Source organism: Cryobacterium sp. TMT2-18-2 (assembly GCF_004402245.1).
Classification (GTDB): Bacteria; Actinomycetota; Actinomycetes; order Actinomycetales; family Microbacteriaceae; genus Cryobacterium; species Cryobacterium sandaracinum.
This window is the reverse complement of the sequence record NZ_SOFU01000036.1, coordinates 51,527-64,529: the sequence shown is the minus strand read 5'-3', so window position 1 is coordinate 64,529 and position 13,003 is coordinate 51,527. Positions and strand designations below refer to the sequence as shown.

Annotated in this window: 20 protein-coding genes; all 20 read right to left on the bottom strand. The window is 63.4% G+C overall.

What is annotated here, in order from left to right; genetic code table 11:
• Positions 1-27 precede the first annotated feature (27 nt).
• On the bottom strand, positions 28-327 hold the full coding sequence (gene rpsQ / locus E3O22_RS11420; RefSeq protein WP_104100961.1) for a 30S ribosomal protein S17: 300 nt from the start codon (positions 325-327) through the stop codon (positions 28-30).
• 2 nt (positions 328-329) lie between these two features.
• On the bottom strand, positions 330-668 hold the full coding sequence (gene rpmC / locus E3O22_RS16620) for a 50S ribosomal protein L29 (protein WP_134395130.1): 339 nt from the start codon (positions 666-668) through the stop codon (positions 330-332).
• Complete coding sequence (rplP, locus tag E3O22_RS11410) at positions 668-1,087, bottom strand: 50S ribosomal protein L16 (protein ID WP_104100963.1); 420 nt, start codon at positions 1,085-1,087, stop codon at positions 668-670. The genes rpmC and rplP overlap by 1 nt, the downstream gene beginning before the upstream one ends.
• Positions 1,088-1,089: 2 nt before the next feature.
• Complete coding sequence (rpsC, locus tag E3O22_RS11405) at positions 1,090-1,851, bottom strand: 30S ribosomal protein S3 (RefSeq protein WP_104100964.1); 762 nt, start codon at positions 1,849-1,851, stop codon at positions 1,090-1,092.
• Complete coding sequence (rplV, locus tag E3O22_RS11400) at positions 1,851-2,216, bottom strand: 50S ribosomal protein L22 (protein ID WP_134395131.1); 366 nt, start codon at positions 2,214-2,216, stop codon at positions 1,851-1,853. Before rplV ends, rpsC begins: the two co-directional genes overlap by 1 nt.
• Positions 2,217-2,242: 26 nt before the next feature.
• A complete protein-coding gene (rpsS, locus tag E3O22_RS11395; RefSeq protein ID WP_104100966.1) occupies positions 2,243-2,524 on the bottom strand; it encodes a 30S ribosomal protein S19 in 282 nt (93 codons plus the stop codon).
• Positions 2,525-2,533: 9 nt separating this feature from the next.
• Positions 2,534-3,373: a 50S ribosomal protein L2 gene (gene rplB, locus E3O22_RS11390; RefSeq protein WP_104100967.1), complete on the bottom strand. Its 840-nt coding sequence runs from the start codon at positions 3,371-3,373 to the stop codon at positions 2,534-2,536.
• Positions 3,374-3,398: 25 nt separating this feature from the next.
• On the bottom strand, positions 3,399-3,701 hold the full coding sequence (gene rplW, locus E3O22_RS11385; RefSeq protein WP_104100968.1) for a 50S ribosomal protein L23: 303 nt from the start codon (positions 3,699-3,701) through the stop codon (positions 3,399-3,401).
• Positions 3,701-4,351, bottom strand: a complete 651-nt coding sequence (rplD, locus tag E3O22_RS11380; RefSeq protein WP_104100969.1) for a 50S ribosomal protein L4 — start codon at positions 4,349-4,351, stop codon at positions 3,701-3,703. The genes rplW and rplD overlap by 1 nt, the downstream gene beginning before the upstream one ends.
• A 4-nt stretch (positions 4,352-4,355) precedes the next feature.
• Complete coding sequence (rplC, locus tag E3O22_RS11375) at positions 4,356-5,015, bottom strand: 50S ribosomal protein L3 (RefSeq protein ID WP_134363320.1); 660 nt, start codon at positions 5,013-5,015, stop codon at positions 4,356-4,358.
• An 8-nt stretch (positions 5,016-5,023) separates the two neighbouring features.
• The gene (rpsJ, locus tag E3O22_RS11370) at positions 5,024-5,332 is read right to left on the bottom strand and encodes a 30S ribosomal protein S10 (protein WP_035834607.1); all 309 of its coding nucleotides are present in this window, start codon (positions 5,330-5,332) and stop codon (positions 5,024-5,026) included.
• 472 nt (positions 5,333-5,804) lie between these two features.
• Positions 5,805-6,191: a hypothetical protein gene (locus tag E3O22_RS11365; RefSeq protein ID WP_134395132.1), complete on the bottom strand. Its 387-nt coding sequence runs from the start codon at positions 6,189-6,191 to the stop codon at positions 5,805-5,807.
• A complete protein-coding gene (locus E3O22_RS11360; RefSeq protein WP_134395133.1) occupies positions 6,188-6,604 on the bottom strand; it encodes a hypothetical protein in 417 nt (138 codons plus the stop codon). The genes E3O22_RS11365 and E3O22_RS11360 overlap by 4 nt, the downstream gene beginning before the upstream one ends.
• Positions 6,605-6,625: 21 nt before the next feature.
• A complete protein-coding gene (locus E3O22_RS11355; RefSeq protein ID WP_241976621.1) occupies positions 6,626-6,856 on the bottom strand; it encodes an Rv0909 family putative TA system antitoxin in 231 nt (76 codons plus the stop codon).
• A 134-nt stretch (positions 6,857-6,990) separates the two neighbouring features.
• A complete protein-coding gene (gene tuf / locus E3O22_RS11350) occupies positions 6,991-8,184 on the bottom strand; it encodes an elongation factor Tu (protein ID WP_104171753.1) in 1,194 nt (397 codons plus the stop codon).
• 143 nt (positions 8,185-8,327) lie between these two features.
• Positions 8,328-10,442: an elongation factor G gene (gene fusA, locus E3O22_RS11345; protein WP_104100974.1), complete on the bottom strand. Its 2,115-nt coding sequence runs from the start codon at positions 10,440-10,442 to the stop codon at positions 8,328-8,330.
• A gap of 105 nt (positions 10,443-10,547) precedes the next feature.
• Entirely contained in the window at positions 10,548-11,018 is a 471-nt protein-coding gene (gene rpsG, locus E3O22_RS11340; RefSeq protein WP_066597688.1) for a 30S ribosomal protein S7, read from the bottom strand.
• Positions 11,018-11,392, bottom strand: coding sequence for a 30S ribosomal protein S12 (gene rpsL, locus E3O22_RS11335; RefSeq protein WP_055811472.1), 375 nt, complete (start codon positions 11,390-11,392; stop codon positions 11,018-11,020). Before rpsL ends, rpsG begins: the two co-directional genes overlap by 1 nt.
• 323 nt (positions 11,393-11,715) lie before the next feature.
• Complete coding sequence (locus E3O22_RS11330; protein ID WP_134342137.1) at positions 11,716-12,372, bottom strand: spermidine/putrescine ABC transporter substrate-binding protein; 657 nt, start codon at positions 12,370-12,372, stop codon at positions 11,716-11,718.
• A 61-nt stretch (positions 12,373-12,433) separates the two neighbouring features.
• Positions 12,434-12,943 (bottom strand): DUF6121 family protein, encoded by a 510-nt coding sequence (locus E3O22_RS15940; protein WP_166784636.1) that lies wholly within the window; start codon positions 12,941-12,943, stop codon positions 12,434-12,436.
• Positions 12,944-13,003 lie beyond the last annotated feature (60 nt).

Sequence of the window (13,003 nt, the reverse complement as noted above, 5' to 3'; positions counted from 1 at the left end):
TACCCTTCTATCAAGTAAGCGCGAGGCCTACTTGGCCTTCTCGAGGATCTCGACCAGGCGCCAGCGCTTGGAGGCGCTGAGCGGACGGGTCTCACTGATCAGGACCAGGTCGCCGACGCCGGCGATGTTCGCCTCGTCGTGAGCCTTCAGCTTGGACGTACGGCGGATGACCTTGCCGTACAGGGGGTGCTTTACGCGGTCTTCGACCTCGACAACGATGGTCTTGTCCATCTTGTCGCTGGTCACGTAACCACGCAGCGTCTTGCGGTAGCCGCGAACGAGAGCCTCAGCCTCGGCAGCGACGACCTTTTCGTCAGTCTTCGCCATGACTAGGCCTCCTTCGTCTGGGCGGCGTCGGCCGCAGCGGAGTCGTCAACGGACTTCACTGCCGGCTTGGCCTTCTTGGTCTTCTTCTCAGCCTTGGCCGGAGCCTCGACTGGTGCGGGAGTCGGACGAATGCCCAACTCGCGCTCACGGAGCACCGTGTAGATGCGAGCGATGTCGCGCTTGACCGCGCGGAGGCGGCCGTGGCTCTCGAGCTGGCCGGTGGCCGACTGGAAGCGAAGGTTGAAGAGTTCTTCCTTCGCCTTCTTCAGCTCATCGAACAACCGCTCGTTTTCAAAAGTGTCGAGCTCGACTGAGGCGAGCTCCTTGGATCCGATCGCCATTATGCGTCGCCCTCCTCGCGCTTGATGATGCGTGCCTTCAAGGGCAGTTTGTGGATAGCGCGGGTCAGCGCTTCCTTTGCGACGATGTCGGTGACACCGCTGAGTTCGAAAAGCACGCGACCGGGCTTGACGTTGGCAACCCACCACTCGACGGAACCCTTACCGGAACCCATGCGGGTTTCGGCCGGCTTCTTGGTGAGCGGTCGGTCCGGGTAGATGTTGATCCAGACCTTGCCGCCGCGCTTCATGTGACGGGTGATCGCGATACGAGCGGACTCGATCTGACGGTTGGTCACATAGGCGGGCGTGAGGGCCTGGATGCCATACTCACCGAACGACAGCTCGGTACCACCGGTTGCGTGGCCGGTACGGCCCGGGTGGTGCTGCTTGCGGTGCTTGACTCTGCGTGGAATCAACATGGTTATGCCTCAACTCCTGCTGCAACCGGTGCCGCTGCCTCTGCGCGGGGCGCACGACGCGGTCGGTCGTCACGACGCTCGGGGCGGGTCGACTTAGCGTTGGCCTGCTCGCGAGCGAGTTCCTTGTTGGTGATGTCGCCCTTGTAGATCCAGACCTTCACGCCGATGCGGCCGAAGGTGGTCTTGGCTTCGTAGAACCCGTAGTCGATGTTCGCGCGCAGAGTGTGCAGCGGCACACGGCCTTCGCGGTAGAACTCCGAACGGCTCATCTCGGCGCCACCCAGGCGACCGGAGACCTGGATGCGAACACCCTTGGCACCGGCGCGCTGGGCACCCTGCAGGCCCTTACGCATCGCGCGGCGGAATGCCACGCGAGCGGAGAGCTGCTCGGCGATGCCCTGAGCGACCAGCTGAGCGTCGACCTCGGGGTTCTTCACCTCGAGGATGTTCAGCTGGATCTGCTTGGCGGTGAGCTTTTCGAGGTCGGAGCGAATGCGCTCGGCCTCCGCGCCGCGGCGGCCGATCACAATGCCCGGACGGGCGGTGTGGATGTCGACGCGAACGCGGTCACGAGTGCGCTCGATCTCGATGCGGGAAACGCCGGCGCGGTCGAGACTGGTGCTCAACAGGCGGCGGATCTTGACGTCTTCAGCGACGAAGTCGCTGTAACGCTGGCCCGGCTTCGTGCTGTCAGAGAACCAACGCGACACGTGGTCGGTCGTGATTCCCAGACGGAAGCCATAGGGGTTTACTTTCTGACCCATTACTTCGTACCCTCCTCAGGAGTGGCGAGCACAACCGTGATGTGGCTCGTGCGCTTCTTGATCTGGAATGCGCGACCCTGTGCACGGGCCTGGAAACGCTTGAGGGTCGTACCCTCATCAACGAACGCCTGGCTGACGAACAGGTCCTGCTCGTCGAGGAAGGTGTTGGCTGCATCAGCCTTGACTCGCGCGTTGGCGATTGCCGAGGCAACCAGCTTGTACACCGGGTCGCTCGCGCCCTGCGGCGCAAACTTCAGAATTCCCAGGGCCTCGAGGGCCTGCTTGCCGCGGATCAGGTTGACAACGCGACGAGCCTTCTGGGGGGTAACGCGGATGTGACGCACGCGTGCGATCGACTCCACCATTTCTTATCCTCCTTCACGTCCCCGCGTTAGCGGCGACGGCCCTTCTTGTCGTCCTTCACGTGTCCACGGAAGGTGCGGGTGGGCGCAAACTCGCCGAGCTTATGCCCGACCATGCTCTCGGTGACGAACACCGGGATGTGCTTGCGCCCGTCGTGCACGGCGATGGTGTGCCCGAGCATGCCGGGGATGATCATCGAACGGCGCGACCAGGTCTTGATTACGTTCTTGCTGCTGGCTTCGTTCGCCTTGACAACCTTGCGAAGCAGGTGGTCGTCAACGAACGGGCCTTTCTTGAGACTGCGTGGCATCGTCTACTCCTACTTACGCTTCTTGCCGACGGTACGGCGACGAACGATGAGCTTGTCGCTTTCCTTGTTCGGGTGGCGGGTACGCCCTTCTTTCTGGCCCCAAGGGCTGACGGGGTGACGTCCACCGGACGTCTTACCCTCACCACCACCGTGCGGGTGGTCGACCGGGTTCATGGCAACACCACGAACGGTCGGGCGAACGCCTTTCCAGCGCATCCGGCCGGCCTTGCCCCAGTTGATGTTCGACTGCTCGGCGTTACCGACCTCGCCGATCGTGGCGCGGCAGCGGGCGTCGACGTTGCGGATTTCTCCGGACGGCAGGCGCAGCTGGGCGTAGATGCCATCCTTCGCAACGAGGCGAACGGATGATCCGGCGGAGCGGGCCATCTTGGCGCCACCGCCCGGACGCAGTTCGACCGCGTGGATGATGGTACCGGTCGGGATGTTCTTTAGCGGCAGGTTGTTGCCGGGCTTGATGTCAGCACCGGCGCCCGACTCTACGATGTCGCCCTGGTTCAGCTTGTTCGGGGCGATGATGTAGCGCTTGGAGCCGTCCATGAAGTGCAGGAGCGCGATGCGCGCCGTGCGGTTGGGGTCGTACTCGATGTGAGCAACCTTGGCGTTGACGCCGTCCTTGTCGTTACGACGGAAGTCGATCAGACGGTACTGGCGCTTGTGTCCACCACCAATGTGACGGGTGGTGATGCGACCCTGGTTGTTACGGCCACCGGTCTTGGACAGGGGGCGAAGCAGGGACTTCTCCGGCGTGGACCGGGTGATCTCTGCGAAGTCTGCAACAGATGAACCGCGACGACCGGGAGTCGTGGGCTTGAACTTACGAATAGCCATTTCTTATTCCTCTAGTCCGCGCCGCTTAGCCGACGGCCGTGAAGATGTCAATGGAACCGGACTTGAGCGTGACGATGGCACGCTTGGTGTCCTTGCGCTTGCCCTGACCGAACTTCGTGCGACGCGTCTTGCCGATGCGGTTCATGGTGTTGATCGAAGCGACCTCCACCTTGAAGATCTTTTCGATCGCGAGCTTGATTTCGGTCTTGTTCGAGCGCGGGTCCACGATGAAGGTGTACTTGCCTTCGTCGATCAGGCCATAGCTCTTCTCAGAGACGACCGGAGCGATGATGACGTCGCGGGGATCCTTGTTGATCGGGGTAGCCATTATGCGGACACCTCTTCCTTCTTGGTCTTGCTCGCCACGAACGCGTCGAACGCGCCCTTGGTGAAGACGATGTCGTCGCTGACGAGAACGTCATAGGCATTCAGCTGGTCCCACGGCAGAACGTGCACCGTCGGCAGGTTGCGGATGCTGCGCAGGGTCAGTTCGTCGGTGCGCTCCAGGACGACCAGCACGTGCTTGCTGCTGGCGATCTGGCTGAGCAGCTCGATGGCGCCCTTGGTGCTGGGCGTCTCGGCGCTGAAGAGCGCGGTCACGACGTGCAGGCGGTCACCACGGGCGCGGTCAGAAAGGGATCCACGCAGTGCTGCCGCAATCATCTTCTTGGGGGTGCGCTGTTCGTAGTTACGCGGGGTCGGTCCGTGGACGATTCCACCACCGGTCATCTGAGGGGCGCGGATCGAGCCCTGACGAGCGCGACCGGTTCCCTTCTGCTTGAACGGCTTGCGGCCGGAACCGGAAACTTCGCCACGACGCTTGGTCTTGTGAGTTCCCTGACGTGCGGCAGCGAGCTGCGCGACGACGACCTGGTGGATCAGCGGGACGTTGGTCTGAACGTCAAAGATTTCGGCGGGCAACTCAACGGAGCCGGCCTTCTTACCCTTGGCGTCGATGAGATCGAGTGAGGTAGTCATACGACTAGGCTCCCTTCACTGCATTGCGGACGAATACGAGGCGGCCCTTGGCGCCGGGAACGGCACCCTTGACCAGCAGGAGGCCCTTCTCCGCATCCACGGCGTGAACCTTGAGGTTCAGCACAGTGACGCGCTCGCCACCCATACGACCGGCCATGCGCATGCCCTTGAAGACACGGCTCGGGGTCGAGGAAGCACCGATGGAACCGGGCTTGCGGTGGTTGCGGTGCGAACCGTGAGAGGAGGAAACACCCTTGAAGTTGTGACGCTTCATAACACCGGCGAAACCCTTGCCCTTGCTGGTGCCCATGACGTCGACCTTGGTACCGGCAGCGAACACACCGTCAACGGTGAGTTCCTGGCCCAGGGTGTAGTCAGCGGCGTCCGCAGTGCGGAGCTCGGTGAGGTGGCGGCGAGGCGTGACGCCTGCCTTTTCGAAGTGTCCGGCGGAAGGCTTGTTGACCTTGCGCGGATCGATGGCCCCAGCAGCGATCTGGACGCCGGCGTAACCGTCGATGTCCTTGCTGCGGATCTGCGTGACAACGTTGGGCGAGATTTCGATGACGGTGACGGGAACGAGCTTGTTGTTCTCGTCCCACACCTGCGTCATGCCGAGCTTCTTGCCGAGGAGACCCTTGGTGGTCTTGGTATCTGCGTAAGACATCGCGGGCCCTAGAGCTTGATCTCGATATTGACGTCGGCCGGCAGGTCGAGACGCATAAGCGAGTCGACGGCCTTCGGGGTCGGGTCAATGATGTCGATCAGACGCTTGTGGGTGCGCATTTCAAAGTGCTCCCGGCTGTCCTTGTACTTGTGAGGGGAACGGATGACACACACCACGTTCTTCTCGGTCGGAAGCGGCACGGGGCCGACGACAGTCGCACCCGCGCGGGTCACTGTGTCGACGATCTTGCGCGCCGAGATGTCGATGACCTCGTGGTCATACGACTTAAGTCGAATGCGGATTTTCTGTCCCGCCATGTCGAACTCGCTTTCTTGTCAAGGCTTCGTACATCCCGAGGGGCTGCATTGGACGCCGTAGTAGCACTGCTGCTGTCGCACCACTGTTCATCTGTCAATTTCGGCAGGGCCGCGGAGCGGTCATGCCGAGCCAACCCGCTTCTCCACACTCGCGCGTGGGGGAGGCATGGATTTACCCAGCTTTCCCGGCTGTTGGTTTGAGCTATGTTCTGCTACCCGCGGCCTAACTGTGCACCTGGCGCCTTTCACGGCGAACGGCACAAGCTATGCACTGCCTGGCAGTGATCCCGACACCGCGTGCAGCGCGGCAGTCGAAAGTGTTGAACTAGAAGAGTCTGCCACAGGGTTGGGTCATTGTGCAACCCGGGCGTGTCGCGGGCGGCGTGTCGCCACATCCGCGTCGTTCCGCGGCTCGGCCGGCTCTCGCCCCGGGCGCGTCGCCGCCACCATTCACGCCGCGCGCACCGGCACCTCACCGAAACTGGAGTCGCGGGCGCCCGATCAGCAGCCCCAATTGCAGCAGTCGAGCGCGCAGCCGGCTCTGACTCATCCCGACCGGGAAGTCCCACCGGGTGAACGCGTGCACCTGGCGCCGCACGCCATCCTCACGGCGTTTCTCGTCGTCGACCACCTCGGCGGTGGTGCGACCGCCTCGCATCGAGGGGTCGAAGTATTTGCCCTTGCCATCGGCCTCCCCCACCGAGTCCTCGTCGATCCAGTAGAAGTCCGTGAAGACGGTCTTGCCTTCAACGACGAACGGATGCTGCAGCACCGGCTCCGGAAATCCGTTCAGTGCTATGTTGACGCGGCTTCCGGACTCGTTGGGGGAACCGGACAGCGTCGAAGAGAAGTCGATCACGGCCCGCGCCCGCACGGACCGCGGAAAGGAAGCAACCCTTCCCAGGTCTCAAGCAGCCTGGCTCTGGTGGTCAGAGGCAGAATGCGCCCCCTGCGATCCACCGCAATGGAGCGGTCGGCCATGGCGACCGCGGACTTCAGATCCAGAGTGGCGGCGAGGTCGACGACCGTGCGTTCGACGCTGGTGACCAGGAGTCCGTTCACCACGGCGATATCCCGCGTGTCGAGTCCCGATGCATGCTTGCGGATACCCGGCGTCGAGCGTCCGCCGCGGGTGCGTTCGGTGAGGGAGAGGACCTCGGGCGGCCAGCCGGCGAGAGTGGGGAGTCCCCACGGGACAGCCGCGGACCCGTTCGCAGGTGGCATGCCATGCGCGAACCGGCGCACGACCCGCGCCACGGTGCGCTCGGTCACCGAAGTGAGCTCGACCAGCGGTTACCTGGCGTCGGGGCCAGTGCCTCGAGCGTCGCGGTCGGTCGGACCGTCACCGCGACCGAGGTGTTTGTCCGCCGCCGCTCGGGCATCCTTGATCTTGTCGGCGTGCTTGTTGCCGGTGACCTTGTTCGCGGCGGCGGCGCCCCCGTCGAGGATCTTGTCGGCGATCTTCTCGCCCTTCTCTGTTTTGAGGAACTCCTGCGCTTTGCGGCTGATGTCGTTGAAATTCACGGGGTGCTCCGATCTGGGGCGGTTGAGGTTCATGTCAAGGCTAGTTCTTGGGCGATTCGGGATCAACTGGCCCCGCAAGTCGGGGACGAAAAAGGGGCCGGCCCCGAAGGACCGACCCCATTTTCTGAAGGGAACTACTTGATGATCTTGGTCACCGTTCCGGCGCCGACGGTGCGGCCACCTTCACGAATGGCGAAGCCGAGGCCCTCTTCCATGGCGATCGGCTGGATCAGCGCGACGTTCATGTCGGTGGTGTCGCCGGGCATGACCATCTCGGTGCCCTCAGGCAGCGTGATGACGCCGGTGACGTCCGTGGTGCGGAAGTAGAACTGCGGGCGGTAGTTCGCGTAGAACGGGTTGTGACGCCCGCCCTCATCCTTGGACAGGATGTACGCGGTGCCCTCGAAGTCGGTGTGCGGCGTGACCGAACCCGGCTTGACGACAACCTGGCCGCGCTCGACGTCTTCGCGCTTGGTGCCACGAAGAAGAAGGCCACAGTTCTCGCCGGCCCATGCCTCGTCGAGCTGCTTGTGGAACATCTCGATACCCGTGACCGTGGTCTTGATGGTCGGGCGGATGCCGACAACCTCGACCTCGGAGTTGATCTTGAGGGTTCCACGCTCGGCGCGGCCGGTGACGACGGTTCCACGACCGGTGATCGTGAAGACGTCCTCGATCGGCATCAGGAAGGGCTTGTCCTTGTCGCGGACGGGCTCCGGGAAGTAGTCGTCGACAGCCTTCATGAGCTCAAGGATGTTGCCGACCCACTTCTCGTCGCCTTCAAGCGCCTTGAGTGCGGAAACGCGCACGACGGGAGCGTTGTCGCCGTCGAAGCCCTGGGCGGAGAGGAGTTCGCGAACCTCGAGCTCAACGAGCTCGAGGATCTCTTCGTCGTCAACCATGTCGGACTTGTTCAGTGCCACGAGCAGGGACGGCACGCCGACCTGCTTCGCGAGCAGAACGTGCTCACGGGTCTGAGCCATCGGGCCGTCAGTAGCGGCAACCACAAGGATCGCCCCGTCCATCTGAGCAGCACCGGTGATCATGTTCTTGATGTAGTCAGCGTGGCCCGGTGCGTCTACGTGCGCATAGTGACGCTTTTCGGTCTCGTACTCAACGTGCGAGATGTTGATCGTGATACCGCGCTGGCGTTCTTCCGGAGCAGAGTCGATCGACGCAAAGTCGCGCTGAACGTTCGTCTTGGACGGGTACGTGTCGGCAAGGACCTTGGAGATCGCTGCAGTCAGCGTGGTCTTTCCGTGGTCAACGTGACCGATCGTTCCGATGTTTACGTGCGGCTTGGTCCGCTCGAACTTGGCCTTGGCCACTGTGGGTCCTCCTCAGGACTCATGGCTCCATCGACCGCTGGTTTGCGGCCGGTGAAACTGCTGGATTTGTGTACTTATGCTACTCGGGCCGGGAGGCCGAAGCGATTTGGGCCCGAAGGCCCGGAGAGACCGGAAGCCTCAGGCTATTCGCCCTTGTTCTTCTGGATGATCTCTTCGGCCACGGCCCGGGGGACCTCCGCGTAACTCTCGAAGGTCATCGAGTACACCGCGCGGCCCGAGGTCTTCGACCTCAGGTCACCGATATATCCGAACATCTCCGACAGCGGCACGTTGGCGCGAATTACCTTCACGCCCTGAGCGTCCTCCATGGTCTGGATCTGTCCACGACGCGAGTTGAGGTCGCCGATGACGTCGCCCATGTATTCCTCGGGCGTACGAACCTCGACGGCCATCAGCGGCTCGAGCAGAACAGGGTCAGCCTTACGAACGGCTTCCTTGAAGCCCATCGAACCGGCAATCTTGAACGCCATCTCCGAGGAGTCGACGTCGTGCGCGGCGCCGTCAAGCAGGCTTGCCTTGACGCCCACCATCGGGTAGCCGGCCAGGACGCCAACGTGCAGCGCATCCTGGATTCCTGCGTCCACCGAGGGGATGTACTCCCGGGGGATGCGGCCACCCGTGACCTTGTTGACGAACTCGTAGCTCTTCTCGGCAGTGATCTCGAGCGGCTCGATCGCGATCTGAATCTTCGCGAACTGCCCGGATCCACCGGTCTGCTTCTTGTGCGTGTAGTCGTGACGCTCGACCGCCCTGCGGATGGTCTCGCGGTAGGCGACCTGAGGCTTGCCGACGTTGGCTTCGACGTTGAATTCACGTCGCATCCGGTCGACCAGGATGTCCAGGTGAAGTTCACCCATTCCCTTGATGACCGTCTGACCAGTTTCCTGGTTCTGCTCGGTGCGGAAGGTCGGGTCTTCTTCGGCCAGTTTCTGGATCGCAAGACCCAGCTTTTCCTGGTCCTGCTTCGTCTTCGGCTCGATCGCAACCTCGATGACCGGGTCAGGGAAAGTCATCGACTCGAGCACGACCTGCGCGTTCGGGTCGCACAGGGTGTCGCCTGTGGTGGTGTCCTTGAGGCCGATGACCGCGTAGATGTGACCGGCGGTCACGAAGGCCACCGGGTTCTCCTTGTTGGCGTGCATCTGGAAGATCTTGCCGATGCGCTCCTTCTTGCCCTTGGTCGAGTTGACGACCTGGGCGCCGGAGTCAAGGTGACCGGAGTACACGCGAACGTAGGTCAGACGACCGAAGAACGGGTGAACGGCGACCTTGAACGCGAGGGCCGTGAACGGCTCCGTCGCGTCGGGGTGACGCATGATGACCTTTTCCTCGTCGCGCGCGTCGTGGGCCTCGATGGCCGGCACATCGAGCGGGGTGGGGAGGTAGTCGACGACTGCGTCAAGCATCGGCTGAACGCCGCGGTTCTTGAACGCGGAACCGCAGAGGACCGGATAGATCTCGCTGGAGACCGTGAGCCCCCGAATCGCGTGCTTGATCTCGGAGACGGTGAGCTCTTCGCCCGAGAAGTACTTCTCCATAAGGTCGTCGTCGGTCTCGGCGACGGTTTCGAGGAGCAGCTTGCGGTATTCCGCGGCCTGCTCGGCGAGGTCGGCCGGGATCTCCTCGATGGCGTACTTGGAGCCCATCTCGACGTCACCCTTGGAGTCGCCGCGCCAGGTCAGTGCACGCATTTCGACGAGGTCGACGACACCTTCGAAGGTGTTCTCGGCGCCGATGGGCAGCTGGATGACAAGCGGCTTCGCGCCGAGGCGCTTGACGATGGTGTCGACCGTGTAGAAAAAGTCGGCGCCGAGCTTGTCCATCTTGTTGACGAAGCAAATGCGGGGCACGTCGTACTTGTCGGCCTGGCGCCAGACGGTCTCCGACTGGGGCTCAACGCCCTCCTTGCCGTCGAACACTGCGACGGCGCCGTCGAGGACGCGGAGCGAACGCTCCACCTCGACGGTGAAGTCGACGTGGCCGGGGGTGTCGATGATGTTGATCTGGTTTGAGGCCCAGAAACAGGTCGTCGCGGCAGACGTGATGGTGATGCCACGTTCCTGCTCCTGCGCCATCCAGTCCATGGTCGAGGCGCCGTCGTGCGTCTCGCCGATCTTGTGATTGACACCCGTGTAGTACAGGATGCGCTCAGTGACGGTGGTCTTGCCAGCATCAATGTGAGCCATGATGCCGATGTTGCGGACCTTACTCAGGTCGGTGAGCACGTCAAGTGCCACGGGGGTCCTCCGGAAGTTTGCTTATGGATCTTGGGGCGAAACAGGGCATCCGGTAACCGGGCCCATCGAGATCTGATCTCGACAAGCCCGGATTCCGGAACGCGACTACCAGCGGTAGTGAGCGAAGGCCTTGTTCGCCTCGGCCATCTTGTGCGTGTCCTCGCGGCGCTTCACAGCGGCGCCGAGGCCGTTGGATGCGTCGAGGATTTCGTTGGTGAGACGCTCGGTCATCGTCTTCTCGCGACGAGCCTTGGCGTAGCTGGTCAACCAGCGCAGAGCCAGGGTGTTGGCGCGGTGCGGCTTGACTTCGACGGGCACCTGATAGGTGGAACCACCGACGCGGCGCGAACGCACCTCAAGGGTCGGGCGCACGTTGTCGAGTGCCTTCTTCAAGGTGACGACGGCATCCGCACCGTTCTTGGCAACGACGCCTTCGAGTGCATCGTAAACGATGCGCTCGGCGAGGCCCTTTTTGCCGTCGAGGAGGATCTTGTTGACGAGCTGGGAGACGATGGGGGCGCCGTATACCGGGTCAGCGATAACGGGACGCTTGGGCGCTGGGCCTTTACGAGGCATTACTTCTTCTCCATCTTGGCGCCGTAGCGGCTACGAGCCTGCTTGCGGTTCTTGACGGCCTGGGTGTCCAGTGCGCCGCGAACGATCTTGTATCGAACACCGGGGAGGTCCTTCACACGACCACCGCGGACGAGCACCATCGAGTGCTCCTGCAGGTTGTGACCCTCGCCGGGAATGTAGGCGGTGACCTCGGTACCGTTCGACAGCTTGACGCGGGCGACCTTGCGGAGGGCCGAGTTCGGCTTCTTCGGCGTGGTCGTGTAAACACGGGTGCACACGCCGCGCTGCTGGGGGTTGGACTTCAGGGCGGGCGCCTTGGTCTTGGTGACCTTGGGGCTGCGGCCCTTTCGTACCAACTGCTGAATGGTGGGCACTAATTACTCCTTGTTTGTGCTGCACGGTGACAGCTCATTGATGGTTAGCATTCGAATCGCTCCGTTTCCGGCCCGATCGAGTTCATCTGGACCCACCGAAACACGCGGAATGAGTTTCGCGGGCCGTAGTGGGTATGCCGTGGGGGCTGCTCGGAGAGCACACCCTGTGTGAGTGCCACATCAAGGCGCCTAAGGTGCGGCACGACAAGATCGCGGTGGCATGACTCAAGCGCACGACAAAGCGCACACCTCGAAAGGATATCCCGGAGGTGACCGCTGGGTCAAATGGATCACGCGGCCCCAGGGGTTCGTTCAGGTGTTGTTCACGGGCCGCGCGGCCAGAGCGGGGAATCGAGCGCGGTATCGAGGTCGGCGAGGAGAGCGAGCACCCAGGGCTCGACGAATTCGGTGACGGCGCTGCGCATCCGTTCACGGTGCCGGGACAGTTCGGCGCAGACCCGACCGCCGACCAGTGCCGCGTGTTCGTCGGCGCGTGTGACCTCGGCGCGGATGGCCGCCTTCTCCTCGTCGGTCAAGGGAGGCGGGTCAACGGGCAGGGCCACGGATGCCTCGGGCCGGGCGAGTTCGGCGAAGGTGAAGAGGTAGGGGGCGTCGGGCATGGCCGGCGGGTCGAGGTCGAGGCCGGTGTAGGCCGGGTCCAGACCCTCAGCGGGGCGGTAGGTCAACGCGGCCTGCTTGCGCTCCTCGTTCAGGCGGATCTCCCGGAGCAGCAGGGGGAGGTGCGTCTCGGTGAACTCGTCGACCTCGGCGTCGATCAGGTGCTTCAGGCGCATGGCGAGGGCGTGCTGCACGGCGTGCGGGACATCCGTGGCGAGGCCGGCGGCGGCGATGACCGGCGACCCGAAGCAGGTGCGGCACAGGCGTGAACGGCCGCGATGCGTGCCCGGGCGCCAGCGCGGCAGCCAGTTGAGCCAGTCGTCAACCTGTTGGCTGACCCGCAACTCGATGGAACCGCCCATGAAAGACAAGGGTACCCGATCGGAGTGCTCCGCAGTCAGCGACTTTCAGGCCGGCGGTGTTTCAGTCTTCGCCGTGCTCCCACGGCCATTTCGGGGGGCCGCGTTCGGGCATCCGTGAGGCGAGGACCAGCGAGTACAGCAGGGTGACGATGAAGGAGAGGATGCCGGTGGTCACCGCGAACGGGCCCAGCAGCACGGAGGCTGCGAACCCGACGCTATCGCCCGGGAGCCCGGCGGTGTCGGCCGGCACCCCGGTGCCGAGCGCGTAGAGCACCCCGCCCACCAGAACGAAGACGACAAGCGCGGCGACCCCGGTGCCGAGGGAGTACCCGACGGCGATCCGCTGGTTCTCCGGTCTGGTGCGCAGCCCGAGCAGCAGCATCAGGGTGAACACCAGCACCACGGCGGCGGCGGTCATGATCGGGCCGACGAGAGGTCCGGCGTTGGGGTCACTGATGACATCCGTGTCGGTCAGCAGGCTGATCATTCCGAAGGCGGCGACGAGGAGCGCGGCAAGGAGCACTGCCGCGAAGACGGCGACGATCGTCGCGTACTTCTGGTAATTTCGCATCGCTTCCCCTTAATGGCGTACCTGCTGGGGCCCGGCACGCTGAGCGCCGGGCGTCGACCG